General features: G+C 27.2%; 20 protein-coding genes. 15 read left to right on the top strand and 5 right to left on the bottom strand.

All coding sequences use genetic code 11. From position 1 onward, the window contains the following. Window positions 1–2 precede the first annotated feature (2 nt). The gene (locus ACI48P_RS03795) at window positions 3–857 is read left to right on the top strand and encodes a hypothetical protein (protein WP_475213610.1); all 855 of its coding nucleotides are present in this window, start codon (window positions 3–5) and stop codon (window positions 855–857) included. 56 nt (window positions 858–913) lie between these two features. Here the strand turns inward: ACI48P_RS03795 and ACI48P_RS03790 are convergent, their stop codons facing one another. Together ACI48P_RS03790 and ACI48P_RS03785 are read right to left on the bottom strand one after the other, a co-directional pair. Beyond that, window positions 914–1,528, bottom strand: a complete 615-nt coding sequence (locus ACI48P_RS03790) for a response regulator transcription factor (protein ID WP_475213608.1) — start codon at window positions 1,526–1,528, stop codon at window positions 914–916. Between the two features lie 29 nt (window positions 1,529–1,557). Next, window positions 1,558–2,622, bottom strand: a complete 1,065-nt coding sequence (locus ACI48P_RS03785) for a sensor histidine kinase (RefSeq protein ID WP_475213606.1) — start codon at window positions 2,620–2,622, stop codon at window positions 1,558–1,560. A 206-nt stretch (window positions 2,623–2,828) separates the two neighbouring features. On the opposite strand from ACI48P_RS03785, the gene ACI48P_RS03780 reads away from it, so the two are divergent. The 4 genes from ACI48P_RS03780 (at window position 2,829) to ACI48P_RS03765 (ending at window position 6,797) form a co-directional block, all read left to right on the top strand. After that, window positions 2,829–3,761, top strand: coding sequence for an ABC transporter ATP-binding protein (locus tag ACI48P_RS03780; protein ID WP_475213604.1), 933 nt, complete (start codon window positions 2,829–2,831; stop codon window positions 3,759–3,761). 11 nt (window positions 3,762–3,772) lie between these two features. After that, window positions 3,773–4,918 carry an ABC transporter permease gene (locus ACI48P_RS03775; protein ID WP_475213602.1) on the top strand — a complete coding sequence of 382 codons (1,146 nt, stop codon included), beginning with the start codon at window positions 3,773–3,775 and terminating at the stop codon, window positions 4,916–4,918. Further along, a complete protein-coding gene (locus tag ACI48P_RS03770; protein WP_475213600.1) occupies window positions 4,905–6,074 on the top strand; it encodes an ABC transporter permease in 1,170 nt (389 codons plus the stop codon). The genes ACI48P_RS03775 and ACI48P_RS03770 overlap by 14 nt, the downstream gene beginning before the upstream one ends. Before the next feature lie 84 nt (window positions 6,075–6,158). Beyond that, the gene (locus ACI48P_RS03765) at window positions 6,159–6,797 is read left to right on the top strand and encodes a nitroreductase family protein (RefSeq protein ID WP_475213598.1); all 639 of its coding nucleotides are present in this window, start codon (window positions 6,159–6,161) and stop codon (window positions 6,795–6,797) included. Between the two features lie 65 nt (window positions 6,798–6,862). Here the strand turns inward: ACI48P_RS03765 and add are convergent, their stop codons facing one another. Continuing rightward, the gene (gene add, locus ACI48P_RS03760; protein ID WP_475213596.1) at window positions 6,863–7,858 is read right to left on the bottom strand and encodes an adenosine deaminase; all 996 of its coding nucleotides are present in this window, start codon (window positions 7,856–7,858) and stop codon (window positions 6,863–6,865) included. 281 nt (window positions 7,859–8,139) lie between these two features. On the opposite strand from add, the gene ACI48P_RS03755 reads away from it, so the two are divergent. Continuing rightward, on the top strand, window positions 8,140–9,033 hold the full coding sequence (locus ACI48P_RS03755) for a hypothetical protein (protein WP_475213594.1): 894 nt from the start codon (window positions 8,140–8,142) through the stop codon (window positions 9,031–9,033). A 164-nt stretch (window positions 9,034–9,197) separates the two neighbouring features. On the opposite strand, the gene ACI48P_RS03750 is transcribed toward ACI48P_RS03755, so the two are convergent. Beyond that, window positions 9,198–9,923, bottom strand: a complete 726-nt coding sequence (locus ACI48P_RS03750; protein ID WP_475213592.1) for a TraX family protein — start codon at window positions 9,921–9,923, stop codon at window positions 9,198–9,200. A gap of 251 nt (window positions 9,924–10,174) precedes the next feature. On the opposite strand from ACI48P_RS03750, the gene ACI48P_RS03745 reads away from it, so the two are divergent. From ACI48P_RS03745 to arsM, 9 genes are all read left to right on the top strand, one after another. Beyond that, window positions 10,175–10,867: a polyphosphate polymerase domain-containing protein gene (locus tag ACI48P_RS03745; protein WP_475213590.1), complete on the top strand. Its 693-nt coding sequence runs from the start codon at window positions 10,175–10,177 to the stop codon at window positions 10,865–10,867. A 15-nt stretch (window positions 10,868–10,882) separates the two neighbouring features. Beyond that, on the top strand, window positions 10,883–11,551 hold the full coding sequence (locus tag ACI48P_RS03740) for a DUF4956 domain-containing protein (RefSeq protein WP_475213588.1): 669 nt from the start codon (window positions 10,883–10,885) through the stop codon (window positions 11,549–11,551). Between the two features lie 10 nt (window positions 11,552–11,561). Then, the gene (locus ACI48P_RS03735) at window positions 11,562–13,067 is read left to right on the top strand and encodes a CotH kinase family protein (protein WP_475213586.1); all 1,506 of its coding nucleotides are present in this window, start codon (window positions 11,562–11,564) and stop codon (window positions 13,065–13,067) included. A gap of 14 nt (window positions 13,068–13,081) precedes the next feature. Further along, on the top strand, window positions 13,082–15,226 hold the full coding sequence (locus ACI48P_RS03730; protein ID WP_475213584.1) for a hypothetical protein: 2,145 nt from the start codon (window positions 13,082–13,084) through the stop codon (window positions 15,224–15,226). Window positions 15,227–15,239: 13 nt separating this feature from the next. After that, window positions 15,240–16,352 carry a HEAT repeat domain-containing protein gene (locus ACI48P_RS03725; RefSeq protein WP_475213582.1) on the top strand — a complete coding sequence of 371 codons (1,113 nt, stop codon included), beginning with the start codon at window positions 15,240–15,242 and terminating at the stop codon, window positions 16,350–16,352. Between the two features lie 86 nt (window positions 16,353–16,438). Then, on the top strand, window positions 16,439–17,815 hold the full coding sequence (locus ACI48P_RS03720; RefSeq protein WP_475213580.1) for a glycosyltransferase family 2 protein: 1,377 nt from the start codon (window positions 16,439–16,441) through the stop codon (window positions 17,813–17,815). 106 nt (window positions 17,816–17,921) lie between these two features. Next, the gene (locus ACI48P_RS03715) at window positions 17,922–18,224 is read left to right on the top strand and encodes a hypothetical protein (protein WP_475213578.1); all 303 of its coding nucleotides are present in this window, start codon (window positions 17,922–17,924) and stop codon (window positions 18,222–18,224) included. Between the two features lie 154 nt (window positions 18,225–18,378). Then, the gene (locus tag ACI48P_RS03710; protein WP_475213576.1) at window positions 18,379–18,747 is read left to right on the top strand and encodes an ArsR/SmtB family transcription factor; all 369 of its coding nucleotides are present in this window, start codon (window positions 18,379–18,381) and stop codon (window positions 18,745–18,747) included. 242 nt (window positions 18,748–18,989) lie between these two features. Continuing rightward, complete coding sequence (gene arsM, locus ACI48P_RS03705; RefSeq protein WP_475213574.1) at window positions 18,990–19,577, top strand: arsenite methyltransferase; 588 nt, start codon at window positions 18,990–18,992, stop codon at window positions 19,575–19,577. 300 nt (window positions 19,578–19,877) lie between these two features. Here the strand turns inward: arsM and ACI48P_RS03700 are convergent, their stop codons facing one another. Beyond that, on the bottom strand, window positions 19,878–20,219 hold the full coding sequence (locus tag ACI48P_RS03700; RefSeq protein WP_475213572.1) for a DUF1622 domain-containing protein: 342 nt from the start codon (window positions 20,217–20,219) through the stop codon (window positions 19,878–19,880). Window positions 20,220–20,553: the final 334 nt, after the last annotated feature.

Here is a 20,553-nt window from a genome sequence, read left to right as displayed (position 1 = left end):
ATATGAAAAAAGGTATTGTATTATTAGCATCTTTGATTTGTGCTTTTACATTGGGGTGTACTAGCGCAAAAGAAGAAAAAGTAGGGTCTTTAAAAGATGCTTACTTTAACATTGGGAAAAAGTTAGAAAAAAAGGAAGAAGTAACAGTAGAGTATGTAAAAGAATTATTAAAGGATTATGATTATGAAAAAGGTGACACAGTGGATAATGAAAAAGGCTACCTAGGCTATGAAATGCACACCTTTACTAAGGATAAGGAAAAATTAATAATATCTGATGCTACATATGGGGGAGAGAAAAGTTTAGAGCTATATTATTTATTAATTGGTGAGCTAGAGTCCGCTTCTATTTCCTATACACCAAGTAGTAAAGCTCAAAGATTTTATCTTTATGGAGGTGTAAGCGATATAAATTTATATGAAGAAATGTCTAATATGTTAGATAAGAAAGGCTCTAAGCTTTTAAACACATATAACAAAATAAGCAAAAATATAGGAAATAATAAAGATATAACTATAAGTGATATAGAAAAAATGACGGATATAAAACCTGCTAAAGAAGATACTTTTGATGATACTATATCAAAAGAGGTTACGTACTATACATTTACAAAAGGAAATGATGTAATGGAAGTATATTGTTTAAAAGGAGAAGATAAAGTTAGTAGAGTTTCTTTTTTGACAAATAATGAACCAGAATCGTTAAAGGACTTGATGAATTCAAAAACTGTAAACTTTATGAAAGGTGCCTTTAGTAAAGGTTATTTTGAGGGAAGAGAAGAAGCATTACTAAATATAAGCATGGATGTAGATAGCTTAGCAAAACAAGAGAAATTGCTAAATCTTATTTTTGAATAAAACTAAATTTTAAAATCATTAATTTAAATAAAAAATAGTGAGGGTTATCCTCACTATTACCTATTTTTATAATAAAATATTGCAAGTTGAGTCCTATCTCTAAGTTCCAATTTCTGAAGAATATTTGTGATTGTATTTCTAACAGTACCTTCGCTTAGATATAGATTAGTTGCTATTTCTTTATTACTAAGACCTTCAGCTACAAGAATAATAATATCTAATTCCTTGTTTGTAATTTCAAAAGAAGAAAAATCTGTTTTATTATTAATTAATGATGGTATCTTAGAAATAATATCATCACCAAAAACATTTTGACCAGTATATACAGCTTTTAAAGAAGGATTTATACACTCAAAATTCTGCTTAATAATATATCCCTTAGCACCTATTCTTAAGGCATTGGCTATGTAATCATCATCAGAAAAAGTAGTCAGAAAAAGAATTTTTGCATTATTATCCTTCTTGAAAATAACCTCGCTAGCTTCAAGCCCTGTCATACCTTCCATTCTAATATCCATTAAAAGTATGTCTGGTTTTAAATCTTCATACATTTTAATAGCTTCATTACCACTATTACCAGTACCTACAACATTTATATCGCTATCTGATTCAAGTATTGTCTTAAGCGAAACACATACCAATCTATCATCATCTATTACCAATACACGCATTATATTTTACAAATCCTTTCAAGTTATTTTTAATCTATTTTAGGTATAGAAATAAATATCCTAAAACCATTATCACTACTGATATTAATGCTGCCACCTAAAGAGGAAACTCTATCAATAATATTTTTTATGCCAATTCCATTTTCAATATTATAATTTATATTACTACCATTATCTTTAATCACAAGTTGGAAAAGGGCAGGGTGTTCCCTGACTAAAACCAAAACATCAGTAGCATTAGAGTGTTTTATAATATTTGACAAAGCTTCTTTGGTTATAGTCATAAAGCAATATTTTATATTCTTTTTAGGAGAAGAATCAACATCATACTCTAATTTAATATAACAAAACTTAAAGTTGTCTATTAACTGTTGTATCTCAATTTGAAGGTCAATAGCATCCTCATGTAAATCGTGAACACTACTTCTAATACTATCCATTGCCTCTGAAAGAGTTTCTTTTATAATACTAAGATTTTCAGAAGTATTTTCATCTTTACTAATAGAAAGCAAAGCCCCAACTTGAAGGATAGATCTTGAAAGAAGATGACCAACATTATCATGAATATCTCTAGCTATTCTATTACGCTCCCTTAAAGTAGCCAGATTTATTTCATAGTCTTGTTTTTCTAAAAAATCTCTATTCTTTTTTTCGAATCTTATAGATAATTCCTTGGCATTATCGCTTACTGTGTAATAATTCTTTTTTACATTTTCAAAGGAGATACTACGCTTTTTCAATATATATCCAATTAAAATATAAGCAATTATCAAAATAACTGAGAACGATGATATTTCATAATAGTTTATAGCAAGTGGTATAAGAAACATTGTCCACAACCATTTGATTTTATAAAAGAATAAATCATAACATATAAGAGGAATAAAAAATAAGAAAGCTGGCTCAAAAAAGCAAAAACTAAAAAATGCATAAAAGACTAGTAATAAAACTTTTTTATTTTCTTTGTAACTTAGTATGGAACTTAAAAAGATAGCTATAAGAATTGGGATAACCATATAGCTATCTTTAATATTATGTATATAAACTGCAACACAGATTATAAAAATAATAATCTTATCAATTAAACCATTCATACTTAAATCACCTCAGACTTTATATCAATAATTATATATTAATTTTAGCATTATACTTAACCTTAAGCATTAGATAGTTACATTTGTCATAGCAGTTTTGGAGTCTAGTCACTTAATTTTAAGGATGTAATTTAATACAATAAAAATAAAGAAATAAATAATTAACCATTAAAATATAGAACACTTTATTAGTTGGAGGAGATTTTATGATTATAAAAGTTAGAAATTTAGTTAAAAGGTATGATGATTTATTAGCACTAGATCACCTAAATCTAGAAGTTAAAGAAGGTGAAATTTTTGGGCTTTTAGGTCCTAATGGCTCTGGTAAAAGTACCGCAATAAACTGTATTTTATCCTTACTAGAGTTTGATAAGGGAAATATAGAAGTTTATGGCAAAGAAATGAAACCAGAAGCTTATGATATAAAAAGAAATATTGGAGTAATAATGCAGAATGTAGCAGTGTTTGAGGAACTTACAGTTTATGAAAATATTGATTATTTCTGTGGACTTTACATTTTAGATAAAAATAGTCGTAAAAAACTTGTAGAAGAAGCCATAGACTTTGTAGGTCTTGGTGAATACAAAAAGTTTTACCCTAAAAAGCTAAGTGGAGGTTTATTAAGAAGATTAAATATTGCCTGCGGAATTGCTCATAAGCCAAAGTTAATTATTTTAGATGAACCAACAGTAGCAGTAGATCCTCAAAGTAGAAACAACATACTTGAAGGAATACAAAAGCTTAATAAAGAAGGGGCTACAATAGTTTATACTTCTCATTATATGGAAGAAGTTGAGCAGATTTGTACTAAAATTGCCATTATGGATAAAGGAAAAATAATAGCGATTGGAAGTAGTGAAGAATTAAAAGGAATGATAAACTGTGGTGAAAAAATTACAGTAGAAGTATTTAAGTTAGACAATAATGTTTTAGAGGATATAAGAAATCTTCCTCATATAGTATCAGCCCAGTACAAAGATAATTATCTTGTAGCAAAATCTAGTAAAGGTAAAAATAATTTAGTTAGCTTAATTGATTATCTGAAAAATAAAAATGTTCATATAGGGAGGATTTACTCAGAACCACCTACATTAAATGATGTATTTTTAGAAATAACAGGGAAAGAACTTAGGGATTAGGGGGGAGTAAAGTGTTTTACCATAATTATAAATATAGGATTAAATGTATAGTGAGAGACAAACAGATGATGTTTTGGACTTTAATATTTCCAATAATATTGGCGACACTGTTTAATTTGGCTCTTACTAATTTATCAAGTGCTGAAGACTTTTCTACTATAAATATAGCTATAGTAAAAGATTCAAAATATAATGATTACAAAGAATTTATAGATACCATAAACTTAGTTTCAGATGGAAAAAATGATGACGATTTATTTAAGGTAGAAAACACGACCAAGGATAAGGCTCAAGAACTTTTAGATGATAATAATATTGAAGGATATATATATTTTGATAAAGATATAAATGTTGTAGTTAAGAAATCAGGAATAAATCAAACTATAATAAAAAGCTTTGTAGATGAATACAAACAAACTATTTCCACAATCACAACAATAATAGAGAAAAATCATGCAGTTGCTTCAAAAATAGATATTAATAATTTATTAGAGAGAACAAATTACATTAAAGAAGTAGCTATTAGTAATGCTTCACCTGATATAATTGCAAATTATTTTTATACACTTATTGCAATGGCATGTTTATATGGTGGATTCTTTGGTTTGAAAGAGGTAGCATATATACAAGGAAATCAGTCATATCAAGGAGCAAGAATTAGCGTAGCACCAGTTCACAAATTAAAAGTGGCTATGGCATCTATGGCAGCTGCTACTACAGTTCAACTTTTTGACATAGGATTATTGATAGCTTATATATGCTTCGTACTAAAAATAAGCTTTGCAAATCAATTAGGAGATATAATTTTAGCATGTATAGTAGGAGTTATAACTGGAGTAACTTATGGTACTTGTTTGGGAGTAATATTGAAAAAGAAAGAAGGAATAAAGATTGGTATATTAATTTGTAGTACAATGACAATGTCATATCTAGCAGGTATGATGTATGACAAAATGAAGTACATCGTAAACTCTAAAATGCCTATTTTAAATTATATCAATCCTATAAATTTAATAGCGGACTCATTTTACTCCTTGTATTACTATGACACTACTACCAAATATTTTATAAATATAGAAATACTTTGTGCATTATCTATAGTATTTAGTGTCATTACTTACTTGGTTTTAAGGAGGCAAAAATATGCAAGTTTATAAAGCTTTTTTTAAGGTTATTCGTAGAAATTTAGCTGAAATATTAATATATATTGGAGTGTTTTTATTCTTTGCTGTTGTCCTTGGCAACACTGCATCTAATCCAGAAGACACAGATTTTAAAGAAACTAAAATAAATGTTGCTTTTATAAATGAAGATGAAGAATCAGAGCTTGTAGATGGATTGAGAAATTATATTAGTAAAAGTGCAAATATAATAGAACTTGAAGATAAGAAAACTGAATTACAAGATGCACTATTCTTTAGAGAAGCAGAGTATATAATAAGAATACCTAAAGAATTTACCAGTAAGCTATTAAGTGGAGATAAAAATATTAATATAGAAAAAAACACAATACCAAACTCAGTAAGTGAAGTTTATATGGATAATATCATCAACAGATATTTAAATACTGTAAAAATGTACACTTTATCCATAGATAATATATCTCAAGAAGAGCTTGTAAAATATGTAAATAAGGATTTATCCTATGATACAGAAGTAGAAGTAAGTACTTATGATAATAATTACAATTATAACAGTTATTCTAAAAATTATTATAATTATTTAGCTTATTCAATGTTTGCAATACTAATACTAGGAGTATCATCAGTTATGGTTACCTTTAATAAGAAGGATCTAAAAATGAGAAATTCATCGTCAGCATTAACTTTAAGAAGTATGAGTTTTCAAATGATACTAGGAAATATTACTTTTGCTATAGGGGTTTGGATTATAATGGTATTTGCTAGTTTTATAATGTATAAAGGATATATGTTTACTCTAAATGGATTATTACTCCTTCTAAACTCTTTTGTATTCACAATGGTAGCATTAAGTATAAGCCTTTTAATTGGGAATTTAGTCAACAGTAAGAATGCAATGTCAGCAGCGGCAAACGTAGTATCACTGGGCAGTTGTTTTATAAGTGGAGTATTTGTACCGCAAAAATATTTAGGAGATGCTGTTATTAAAATAGCTAGTTTTAATCCTACTTACTGGTATGTAAAAGCAAATAATGAAATAGCAACTTTGGTTAATTATAGTAAAGAAAATCTTACACCTATATTTATGAGTATGTTTATTGTACTTGGTTTTTCTATAGCAATCTTTGGAGTAACTCTTGTAATTATTAAACAAAAACGTATAAGTAACTAAAATAAGGAAAAAATTTGACTGAGAGCCAATTTAAATTATATAATTGGTTCGACATCAAACTAAATAATTATAGGAGATAACATAATGGCAAACTTAGATTTTATTTACAATAGAAAAAGTGTAAGACAATTTAAAGACATAGAAGTACCTAGAGAAGATATTTTAGAATTAATAAAAGCTGGTACTTATGCTCCATCACCAAAGCACCAACAAAACTGGCACTTTGTAGTTTTACAAAACAGAGATATAATAAATAAAATGGCAGATATAGTTACTGAAAGCCATGAAAAAATAGGTCAATTAGCTAAAGATGAAAAAGACTTTAAGAGACATATGAGCGTAATAAAATACTACACTTGCTTCAAGCATGCACCAGTAGTAATATTAGTATACTCTTGCGAATACAAAATGATAGAGTACAAGATACTTAAGCAAAATAACGCTCCTAAAGAAGTGTTAGATGTACTAGTATCACCTCAATCAGCAGCTCAAGGAATAGGTGCAGCAGTAGAAAATATATTATTAGCTGCAAAAGCTATGGGATACGACACTTGTTACATGACAGGTCCTACTCATGCAAAAACTGAAATAGAAGAGCTTATAGGATTTAACAAAGAAGGATACGAGTTAATGTCTATGATTTCATTAGGTGTAGGAGAAGACGATACTCCAAACCAACCACCTCGTAAACCATTAGAAGAAGTAGTTACTTTTATAGACTAATTATAATGATAACCATCATTAGTTAATATAACAAAAACCTACCTAGTAATTATTAGGTAGGTTTTTTATATTAAACATTTTAGCCATCTTTTGATTCTATCATTACAAAAAGCGCCTTCTACAGAATTTAGATAAATATTTTTATAATCCCATATATTCAAGTTAAAGTTGCAAAATATTAAACTTATCTCTTCAGTCATACTAGCATCTGAGACAGTTCTATTGTCAGTATTTATAGTTACTAGAAGTCCTTCTTTATAAAAATCATATAAAGGATAATTGCAAATATTATCCACAGACTTTGTTTGGAGATTACTTGTTGGACACATTTCGAGAGTTATATTATTGCTTTTTACAAACTCTCTAGCATATTTTGAGTATCTTATATTAACCCCATGACCGATTCTATTAGCATGAAGCAAACATATGGCATCAATAACATTTTGATAACTAGCAGACTCACCTGCATGAATAGTTACCTTATAGCCATAACTTCTAGCCTTATCTATTAAGCATTTATAATCAATTGCAAATCCTTCATATTCTGGACCTGCTAAATCCACAGCTACAACACCATTGTTTAAAAAAGTCCTACCAGCTTCTATTACTTCATAACCTGCCTCCTGTGGCATATTTCTAAGACAAGTTAATATCAAATTACCTTTAATTGGATAAGTACATTCGGCTCTTTTTATACCTTTTAGAACACTACTAATTATTTTATTGAGAGATAATCCATTTTTAGTGTGAAAAACAGGTGCAAATCTAACTTCCATATATTTTATATTTTCAAGGGCGGCATCTTCATAAACCTCGAACGCTATTCTTTCTAAACTTTCTTCGTTTTGCATTACTTTTATTGGTATTTCAAATTTGGTCAAATAGTCATTAAGAGAAGTAGTATTTTCATCAACTTTTACAAGTTTTGAAATAACATTAATATCATAAGATGGGAGCTTTATACTATCTTTAATAGCAATATCAACTATAGTACTAGGTCTAACACTTCCATCTAAATGGCAGTGTAAATCAATTTTAGGAAGTGTTTTAATATTATACATACAATATCACCTCATAATTCATATGTTACTTACTTATATTCTATATTTCATTAAAAAATGATTTATTAGATAGATAAATACAAATTAATGAATAATAGGAAAATAGTTATAATCAAATTTGGTAAGTGAAATAAAATTATAATTGGAATATATTTACAATATTATGTATGATATAATTAAATTTCATAATTGCTATATGTTGAAAACTAATTTTATAGTTTATTTATATCATAAATTTCTAAATCAATTTAAATCATTAAATTTTAAGGGGGGAAATATACATGAAAGATATTAAATATATTAAATATGGATTATTATCATCCATACTTATAGCTTTAGGTCCAATACTATGGCTATTCATAAATATATACCATAAAAATTATGAATCTATAGTATTTAACATAGCTTTTGTTATACTTGGAATAACTTTAGTATTCTACAATCTCAGAAATTATTTAAAGGTATACAACAAAAAAAGTAATGTTACCTTAGAACTTCTAAGCCACATAGTATCTTTTATTCTGTATATTTTATTAATAGCAGTAATGGTAATCGCTTTTATAGGATTCTATATAGGAATTGCATTTATACAACAAAAACTATTTATAAAAGGGGAATATTTAATTTATCTTATAAAAAGTCCATATTCATATTTATTATTTGTAATACTGATAATAGTAGCTAGCAGAATAGGAATGATATTTACAAGAGAAGAAATATTTTCATATAAGAAGAAAAGTTTATTTCAGAGGTCAAGGGTTGATAAATATCTTATACTAACAATAATTCCACTTGTATACATAATAATAACTAGTGTAGTGGTAGTTACAGAAGAGGGTATTTATGATTATAGTTTTTACAACTTAAAGGGAAATAAATATAGCTTTAATGATGTAGATTATGTAAATACTGGGTTCGATGATAGTGGGAAAAATAAGGGTGAATTTTTCTATAATATTGAGCTAAAAAATGGTATGAAGTTAAAATTAGCACATCCATCTATGGCTCAGCCTTCAGAAAAATATAATGATGACTCATGGCAAGAGTATGTTGATATAGATAAATATATTATGAATAGTGGAGCTAAAAAGGATTCTAGTGAAAAAGGCTCAGAGTATGTACAAATGGATAAAATATATGTAGATAAGCTATTACATGTTGTAAGGAATAAGTAATAAATATAGATTGTATTATCTATAATATATTAGGAACTAACTGATGTAAAGTTTAACAAATAACTGTATCTTATAATTCAAAGTATTGAAATAATAAAGATACAGTTATTTGTAATGCACATTTATTATAAAGTTATAAAAATAGCCTAAAAATAAATTATTTTTTATTTTAGCATAAATTCACTTACAGCAAGTAACCATAAGTGCATTGGGTAAAATACATAGAATAAATACTTACTAAACTTGTTGTTCATACCTCTTTCACCATTGTACATAAGTACAAATGGGAAGAAGAATATAAATAAGAAATCACAGTTGTACACTAACATATTAATAGTCATGTCAATAGTTTCATATGGTACATAACTCATAAATAATAATATTATAGAGAATGTAACATAGATTATACCTTGTAATTTTAGTTTTTCTCTAAAGAAATAAGATACTAATATAACTAGTATAACAACCTGTCCACCTTCAAACATTAACCCAACAGGTATTGATAATATACCTATTACTATTAATAATATCTTAGGAATGCCTATCTTCTTCTTACTATATTCAAATAAGTTTATTATAGCAAGTCCAAATGCTAAAGTCATAAATATATTATTGTGAACGGAAACATCTTTTGAAGCCAAAGTCATATTTAATAAATAATTACCAGCCTGCATAAATATTGCCCAACCAAATAATCTGCCATTATATTTTAATCTATTTCTAGTATGATAAAATCCTTCTACCATTAGATAAGCAAATATAGGTGATACCAGTCTAGATAATGGGTGTAACCATAGTGGGAAAACTTGTGGAAATGCAAAGAACAAGTGATCCAATAACATAATAAATAGTGCAAAACATTTTATTTGAAACGCATTTAATTTTTTCATAAAATTTTATTCTCCTCAATTAACTATGATCTAATTATAAAACTGAACTAATACAATAACCATCTATTTGCATTACAACTAGATTACATATTTGTAAGATAGAGCTAGTGAAAAATTTACGATGTAAACTAATAATACACACTATATGTATTGATTATTCGACGTATTTCGACTATAATATTGAACACTAATGGTTTGAAATCAGATTATGTGGGTATCAAAATATATGGATAGTTATGGGGAGGGAAAAAATGATTGTAACAAGAAGAGAGCTTAAATACCTCATAGGGGAGCAAGACTACTATAAAGTAGATAATCTATTCAAACAAGTTTTAACTTCGGATAAAAACAACAAAGAATATGGCTATAAAATAAGAAGCTTATACTTTGATGGATTAAACAATGATGACTATCATTCAAAAATGGATGGAGAAGAAATTAGGAAGAAGATAAGACTTAGAATCTATGATACAAAAAACAATTCAGTAAAACTAGAAATAAAAAGAAAAATTAATATAAATCAAATCAAAGAAACAATAACAATAACCAAAGAGGATGCAATAAAACTAATAAACAAAGACTACAGCGTTTTATTAAAATATGACAACAATACAGCTAAATCAGCTTACAACATAATGACTACTGGACAGTACAGACCGGTAGTATTAGTAGACTACTATAGAAAGGCATATATTCACAACGAAAATAACATTAGAGTTACTTTAGATAGTGATATTAGATCAAATGAATTTGATTTTGATATGTTTAGTGATGATGTTCTTATGACTCCTATAGTAGATTATTATAATGCTCTCTTAGAAGTTAAGTTTGATGGAGAGTTATTCTGTTGGATATCTCAAGCTCTAACAGGATTAGATACTACTAATCAGTCATTAAGTAAATATTGTAGTTCTAGACGATTTTTTGAAAATTATATGTTATAGAAAGGAAGTTTTATTTTGAAAGAAGTATTATATCAATATTTAACAGCACCAAATGGAACAATTACAGTTTTTTCTGCACTAGAAATGATGACTATGGCATTATTGTTATCAATGATAATATTTTGGACTTATAAAATCACTTTTAGTGGAGTTATGTACAATAGAAAGTTCAATGTATCATTAGTAATGCTAACATTAGTAACTACAATGGTAATGATAGTTATAGGTAGTGACATAGCCTTATCTCTAGGTATGGTAGGGGCATTATCTATAGTTCGTTTTAGAACAGCAATAAAAGATCCAAGGGATACAGGATATATATTCTGGTGTATAGCGATAGGGCTAAGTGTTGGTAGTGGAAACTACATGATTGCTACTGTTGGTTCTTTATTCTTATTTGTTGTACTAGCTATGTTTAGCTTTAGTGGATTTGGTAGAGAAGAAAGATACATTCTTATAATAAGAGGTAAGAAAAATAGAGAAGAAGAAATAATGAGATGCGTATTTAATGTATTTAAAGGATGTCAATTAAGAGCTAAAAATTCAGTTGGAGATAATTTAGAAATAATTTATCAAATAAAAATAAAAAATAGTGACGATAAAAATATACTTGATAGCTTGTACAAAATAGAAGGCGTAAACGCTGTAAATATAGTTGCTCAAAATGGAGAAACAATAGGATAGGTGAGAATATATGAATAAAGATATTCTAAAGTCTATTATAGCAATAAGTTTTGTATTTATTTCACTATTATGTGCTTCAATTTTACATGATATGAAAAGTGGTGCAAAGGAAGAAGCTAAAGCTAAGAAAAAAGAAGAAATGAGCAAGAACTATGATGATGGGTCACATGATTTTGGTTTTAATCTTCCACTATTAATAATAGACACTAAAGGTAACAAAGTAAGTGATTCAGAAAAGCTAAAAGCTTATTTGCAAGTATATGACTCAGAAAATAAGCTTAACTATATAGCGGATGACCCTGTAATAACTAGCGATATAAATATTAAGATAAGAGGGAATTCTACTAGAGCATTTCCAAAAAAACAATATAGTATTGAACTAGCCAAAAAAAATAATCAAGAAAGAAAAGAAAAATTGCTTGGAATGAATAAAGAGTCAGACTGGGTTTTAAATGGACCTTTTGCAGATAAGTCTCTTATGAGGAATTATTTAGTTTATAAAACATCAAGAAATATAATGGAGTATGCTTCAGATGCTAAATTTTGTGAAGTGATAGTAATCGATGATGGGAGTGATACTATAAAAAAGTCTCATTATAAAGGTGTTTATATATTAATTGAAAAAATTAAAAGAGGCGAAAATAGAGTCGATATTTCGAAATCTCAAAGTGCCAATGATGAGACCAGCTTTATAGTCTCAAAAAATTCTCAAAAAGAAGGAGACATTACTTTAGGTAACTATGGATATGAAACAAGCTTATATGATTATGGAATAAATATTGAATATCCTACTAAAAATTTGACAAAAGAAAAATATGAATATATTAATAAGCATATAAGCGAGTTTGAGAGAGTTCTTTATTCTTACAAATTTAATGATCCATATGAGGGATATAATAAATATATAGATGTGGACACTTTTGTAGATTATTATATCATAAATGAATTCTTTAAAAATACTGATGCTGGAATATTAAGTACAAATATATACAAAGATTATAATGAAAAAATAAAAGCTGGACCCGTTTGGGACTTTAATAGTTCTTTAGGAAATCATAGTAAACTCATAGGACCAGCATTTGATTATACGGGATTTTATATGATAGAGAAAACATGGTTTGGAAGACTTATGGAAGATATAACTTTTGCTAAAAATGTTGAAGAAAGATATAAGTACCTAAGAAAAACATACTTAAGTGATGAATTTTTAATAGATTTAATTGATGAAACGGTATTACATTTAGGAGATGCTATTGAGCGTAATTTTACTACTTGGCCTATATACATGTGTAATCAACCAGACATGTTTAAAGTAAGTAAAGGAATATTTAAACAATATGAAAATAATCCTCAAGCACTAGATAAATATCTACAACAAAACCCTGAATTTTTAAGGAGTACAAATGGAAGATCTACTTCATATGAGGAAGAAATAACTCGTATGAAAGATTTTATTATTCAAAGAGGGCAATGGATGGATGAGAATATAGACAGTCTTACAAACTGGGCAAAATAGTAGGAGTGATAAACTTGAAAAAAGTAATAATTGTAGCAATCATAGGATTTTTATTTATAATAAATTACGTGATTGATATTACGACTAATAAATTAGCACCATTAAATGACACTTATTTTTCTAAAGTTGAAGATAAGGATTTTTATATTTCAAAAGATGGAAAATGGAAAAATATAGACTTAATTGGTGTCAATTTAACTTCTTCAAAACCGGGCTATTTTCCTAGTGAATATAAAGTAGAGGAAGAAGAATATTTAAGATATTTAAGTTATATATATCAAATGGGAGCAAACTGTATAAAAGTACCTAATCTTATGGGACATGAGTTTTATGATGCTCTTGAGAAGTTTAATAAGGATAAAGAAGAACCAATGTATTTAATTCAAGGTGTATATTTTGATGAAGTACTTTTAAAAGATGGATATGATGCAAAATCTGCAAAGCTTGAAGATTTATACAAAGAAAATATTAAATATATAGTAGATTCTGTTCACGGAAATCCACTAAATTCTAATAATATTGATTTATCTAATCAATACAAAATTGATATATCAGATTATGTAATTGGATATACACTAGGTATAGAGTTTGGTTCAAATGATATTATTTATACAGAAATAATAAACAAAGAAAATCCTTATAAAGGAAAATATCTATACACAAATGAAGAAGCATCTTCTTTTGAATCATATTTAGCTATGTTAGGGGATTACTTAGCAGATTACGAAATGGAAGAGTATAATACTCAAAAAATTATTGGCTTTGTGGGTTCTTCTCATTACAAGATAGTAAGTAATACAAAGCCAGAGCAAAACAATAATGCGAAACTAAATTCTAATGTAGAAACAATAGAAGATGAAAATACTGGCAACAATGAAAATCTATACAAAAGTAGCCTTAAAGATTATATAGATATTGAAAATATAAAATTAAAAAATAGTTTTAAAACAGGTATATTTGTCTCCTACAATGTATATCCATCTTATTCTAATATTAAAGAATATGAAGATGATATGCAAAGTTATTTTGAACAAATAAATGGATACCATAAAATCCCTGTGGTTATTGGAGAGTTTGGAGTGCCTTCATCAAGGACTGTTGGAGATTTTAATAGTAGTAATGAAAAAGGATATATAACAGAAGAAGAACAAGGACAAGCTTTGGTTAGCGCATATAACGCTATAGAAAATTCAGGATGTGCAGGAAGCTTTATCTTTGAGTTTACAGATGGATGGCACAATTCATCTTTTAATACTAAGGATAGTAAAATATTAGATAGAACACCATACTGGAGTGATGCACAAACCTATGGACAAAACTTTGGGCTTATGGCATTTGATCCAGGTGAAGGAAAAAGTGTTAGTTACCCTGATAGTAGTATTGATGAGTGGAGTGATAAAGATATTTTATCCAATAATGATGACTATAGCTTATCTATGAAAAGTGATGAAAAATATCTTTATTTTATGATTAAATCAAAAAATAATATAAACTTAGAAAATCAAGACATATATGTTGATTTAGATATAACACCAAAGTCAGGCTCAAGTATAAGTTCTCAGTTCAACTTAGAATTTGATAGCCCAATCGACTTTATTATAAAAGTTAATAATAAAAATGATGCTTCAGTATTAGTTCATGAATACTACAATAGATTTAGTTTCTATGAAAATAAATCACAGAATCTAAAAAGACCAGATTTAATGAGTCATACTAAAGATATGGATAATTTTTCACCGATATATATTGAGGCAAGACCTAAAATGTATATAGAATCATTAAATAAGTTTGCAGAAAAGCTAATATATGAAACAGGTAAGTTAGTTCATGGAAATGGTAATCCAAGTAACCAAGATTATAAATCTACATCAGATTATTATGTGGGAGATAACTATCTAGAAATAAGAATACCTTATGGTATATTAAATTTTATGGATCCATCAACAAAAGCAATACAGGATGATTTTTATGAAGTATTGGATACTGTACCTATAGCTATTAACGATATTAAAGTTGGGGTGACTGTAAAAGAGAATAATGAAAACACTAGTAGATTAACCAGTAGACCATATGATTTAGATGGATGGATAATGCCAACATATCATGAGAGGCTAAAGAAATCTTACTTTGTTATTAAAGAAGAATTAAATAAAAATTAAAGGGGAAGGTACTATGAAGAATATAAGCGGTATTTTTATGATGTTAATATTCTTTATATATATAATTGCTTGTTCTATCCTTTACTTAATATACAAAGATATGTGTATAAAAATGTTTGATAAAAAAGCAGAAAAGTTACGAAGTACTTTTGGAAAAGAAGTATTAAAGCAGCTGAATTCTTTAAAATCAGATGAAAATATATCAACTTTAGATATTAATTATATAAAAGGAAGAGTAAAAAAAAGACAATATATTAGAGTATTTAATGAAAGCATATCAATTTTTAATAAAGATACAGAAAATTATATAATAACAAGAGAATATATGAGTAACTTTGAAGAATTCATACATCTTAATACAAAGTATGGAAAACTAAAAGATAATATATCTAAAGGATATATTGCAATGTATCTAGGTGAATATAAGGTTGATAACTTTGAAGTAAATGAATTTTTATTAAATAATCTTAAAAGTAAGAATTTAGATTTAAGAACTATATCATTAAGAGCGCTATCTAAAATCGGTAATGCTAATAATCTAGTAAATGGTATAAAGTATTTATCGTCGGAGGATAAGTATATAAATAATAAGGTATTGAAAGATATTTTAAGCCAATTTTATGGAGATAGAAATTTTTTAAGTGATAAATTGTTAGATGTATTTAGTGATTTAAATGTTGAGATTCAAAAATCAATAGTAGAAGACTTGAGCCATGATAGAATAGAATCAGCCAAAGAAAAGCTATTAAGACTACTAAAAGATGAAAAAACACATAAAGAAGTTAAAATAAGTATAATAAGGTACTTTATAAGAGTAAAGTATCAAGATGCAAAGTCTGAAATAATAAATATTATAGAAACAGAAGACTGGGACTTTAGAGCAATATCTGCAACTGCACTAAAAAACTATGATGATGAAGAAAGTATTAATGCACTTTTAAAAAGCATCAGTGATAAAAATTGGCATGTAAGATATAATTCGGCACTATCATTATTAAGCTTTAATGATAATAATATTATACAAAAAGTCCTAGAAAAAGATGATAAATATTCAAAAGACATATTAACTTATGTTATGAATACAAATCAAAAAAATAGAAAGGCGAAAGTACAGAACCTATGTTAGAATTACTAATTGATTATCTAAATATATTTTTTATGTATTACGTCTTTATATATGCAGTGATATTTTTTATTTCAACGATATTTGCAATGTTAGAATTAGATGAACGTAAGAAGAAAGAACGATTTTATACTACTACAAATTTAGAAGATGAGCAAAATCTTACCCCTATATCTGTTTTGGTTCCGGCATATAACGAAGAAGAAACTGTTACTGATTGTATAAATTCTTTATTATACTTAGACTATCCTAATTATGAAATAATAGTAATAGATGATGGATCAACGGATAATACTTCAAAAATAGTAATAGATGAGTTTAACTTAAAAAAGATAGATAGGCCAATAAGAAAATTAGTAAAAAGTAATAAAGAAGAATTTATATATGAAAGAATACTAGAAAATGATGTAAAGCTTACATTAGTAAGAAAAGAAAATGGTGGAAAAGCTGACGCTTTAAATATGGGAATAAATCTTTCCAGTTATCCTTTATTTACATCACTTGATGCAGATTCGATACTTCAAAAAGATTCATTAAAAAGAATAGTAATGCCTTTTAATGAAGACAGTACAACTATTGCTGCTGGAGGAAATATAAAAGTAGCCAATCAAGTTGTTTTAGATAAGGGTGAAGTTGTAAAAGTATTACCTACAAAGAAGCTATTAGTAATTTTTCAAGCTATAGAGTATTATAGAGTATTTTTAACTACAAGAGTTTGGTTTAACAAGTTTAATGGAAATTTAATAATCTCAGGGGCTTTCGGGTTATTTAAGAAAAGCTCTGTAGTAAATATTGGAGGATATGATACCAATACTATAGGTGAAGATATGGAGCTTGTAGTTAAGCTACATTCTTTCTATAGAAAAAATAAAATACCATACAAAATTCAGTATGTTCATGATGCTATATGTTGGTCCCAAGTTCCAGAAAAATTAAAGGATTTAAAAGGTCAAAGAAGACGTTGGCATATAGGTCTTATGAGTAGTTTATTCACTCACAAATACATTTTCTTGAATCCTAAATATGGTATAGTAGGTATATTCTCATTTTTATACTTTGTAGTATATGAGCTATTCTCTTGTTTAATAGATATACTAGGATTAGGAATGATAATATTGTCTTATTTCCTAGGATTTTTAAATGTAGACTTTTTAGTTACATTTTTACTAATATATATTTTTTATGGAATAGTAATATCAGTAACCTCTATTGTCCTTGAAAATTATGTATTTAAATACAAGACAAGCCCATGGACAATGATTAAACTAATGATATTTTCAATACTTGAGAGCTTTGGATATAGACAATTATCTTCGTATTTTAGAATAACAGGATTCATTGGATATAAAAAAAGAAAGCATCAATGGAGTAAAATTAGTAGAAAAAAACAAAATACAGTTTATGATATTGATGATATAAAAGATGGAACAGAAGAGAAGGAAGCTAAGGGTGTTTCTACAATATAACTAAATATATATTGAAAACAAAAAAATATACAGTGAGAGATATTGATGTACTCAACATACAATGGTAGGATATATATGTCAGAAATTTTTCGTAGGGGGAATAGATATGGCACTTATTATGGTTATTGGGGTATTATTGCACATATCATTTGATAACATAAGGTACTTTGAAGCAAACACTAAGAAAAAACTTCCAATGGATAGGCTTAGTGCTTTTGAACTTTTTATATATAAAAATATAGATAAATTGCTTCCTTGGACATACATACCTTATGCAGTGGTGTATTTTATTAATAATCAATCGTTAATTTTTATAGGAGAGGTTGTAGTTGGAGGTTTAAGTATAATTTACTTATGGGCTTATACAACTATTTCAAGTAAAATTAAAGATAAGAAGAAGGCTGCTTAAAAATCAAAGCTATGCAACTAACAAGATATGGTTGTGTAGCTTTATTTTATGTAATTTATGAAAATAATTTACAAATAAAAAGAAATGAATTATCATATGAGTATAATTGAATATGTTAATATAAATATTGATATAATTTCATGGAGGTGATTATTTGGAGTTAGTACAAATAATAAAAGCATTAGCTGATGAAAATCGACTAAGAATACTAAGTATACTTAGATTTGGGGCATTATGTGTTTGTGAAATAGAGGAAATTCTTCAACTAAGTCAATCAAATGCATCAAGACATTTAAATAAATTAATGAATGTAAAGTTAGTTACTTACTATAAAGATGCGAAATACGTTTATTACAAATTAGATCAGGAAACACTAGTATCACATCCATTTGTGAAAGAACTATTAGATAATGAATTAGATAAATATGATCGATATAGAGAAGATTATTTAAATACTAAGTCATCTAAGGAAGATGGTTTTTCTTGTGAATATATAGAAAAATCAAAAGTAACAACTAAATAGTCAGTAATTACTTACAAACTTTATGAAGGATAAGATAGAGTATAGTTATGAAATTTATCAGAAGAAGCTATTCTAAAATTAAATAAGTAAAACAATAAGATTTGTTCATGTAAGTAGTAGGGTTAATTAATGAGTATCTGAAAAAAATTCTAATGGTGAAAAAGAAGTAATGATTGAAATAGAAGAAAATAATATATTACTAAATTGTTTTACAAGAATTATAAGAGAGAGAGTGGAAATTAATGAAGGACATTACTAATGGAAATATAAAGAACATAGTTAGAGATAGCTATAAAAAAATTGTAACAGAAGAGGAAAAACTTAGCTGTTGTGGAGAAGAAATATCTAAAAGTATAGGATATACTAACGAGGATATGAATACAGTTCCAGAAAATTCAAATTTAGGTTTAGGGTGTGGAAATCCTCATTTAGTAGCAAATATTATAGAAGGGGAAACTGTACTAGACTTAGGTAGTGGAGCAGGGTTTGACTGTTTTTTAGCATCAAAAAAAGTAGGAAAAAATGGACTAGTTATAGGTGTTGATATGACTCCAGAAATGTTAAGCCAAGCAAGAAATAATGCTGTAAGTAATAACTACCAAAATGTAGACTTTAGACTTGGAGAAATAGAAAACCTACCTGTAGGGGACAATCTAGTAGATGTAATAATATCTAACTGTGTAATAAATTTATCGCCTAATAAGCAAAGAGTTTATGATGAAGCATATCGTGTATTAAAATCAGGTGGTAGATTATCTATATCTGATATAGTACTTATGAAAGATTTAACTCAAGAGATGAAGCAAGATGAAAAACTATACTGTGGCTGAGTTACAGGTGCCTCTTCAGTTGAAGAGTTAGAAGCTTATTTATCTAAATCAGGATTTAAAAATATAAATATTGATGTAAAACCTGTATCAAAAGAGTATGAAGAAAAATGGGGACATAATCTAAATGTAGGTGAATATATTATGTCTGCTTCAGTAACTGCTAATAAATAAAACAGGCGTCATACTAATAAAAAATATAATAATTAAAAATATGAATATTATAGATATCATAAAAATAAGCCTTACTTAGTATTTTAACGGAAGGCTTATTTTTGCATTCAAAAAAATACAATGGTTTATTTACTTTTTTTCTGTCTGAATATCTAAATTACTTCCTTGCTTAATTTCCCAATCTATAACAATAGTCATAAGAACCCTTAATAAAAATACCGCTCCAAGTATAACTAATTCATCTAAAGTTCTTATTAAAACAGTTTTTAATATCTCAGCCGCTAACTTAAATTCAAGACCAGTAGCTAAAGCAGTTGCAAACTGGTGCTTAACTTCATAATTTCTTTTAAACAATGCTTGCATACATATATGATAAAAAGCTTTAAATGATCCCATAGTGATTACAATAATACCCATTAACTCAAGTATATGAACTAAAACGGGTATTATAATATTTATAAAATGCTCCATAATATAATCCTCCTAGAATAAATCAATTAATTAATATTATGTGCAAGAAATTCTAAACTATATATTTTGGGAGAATAAATTTTTAACAGCTTAAAGCTCAAAAAACTGAAATATAATACTTAAAATATTTCATTATTGTATTAAATTTATATAAAAATTTTTTCTTATAAAGTCAAATATGAAAGAACTAAAATTCTACAGTCATTTATGAAATATTAAGGCGAAATATACTAAAATCTGCTACAATTCAAGTGTGTAGACTATCGTCTACAACTTTATTAAACTTAAAAAATAAATTAGATTTCTTAAAAAACTTAACATAAATCATATCAGA

The organism is Romboutsia sp. LXY-2 (assembly GCF_056171995.1).
The sequence above is the reverse complement of the archived record's forward strand: the minus strand, read 5'-3'. Positions and strand labels throughout refer to the sequence as shown.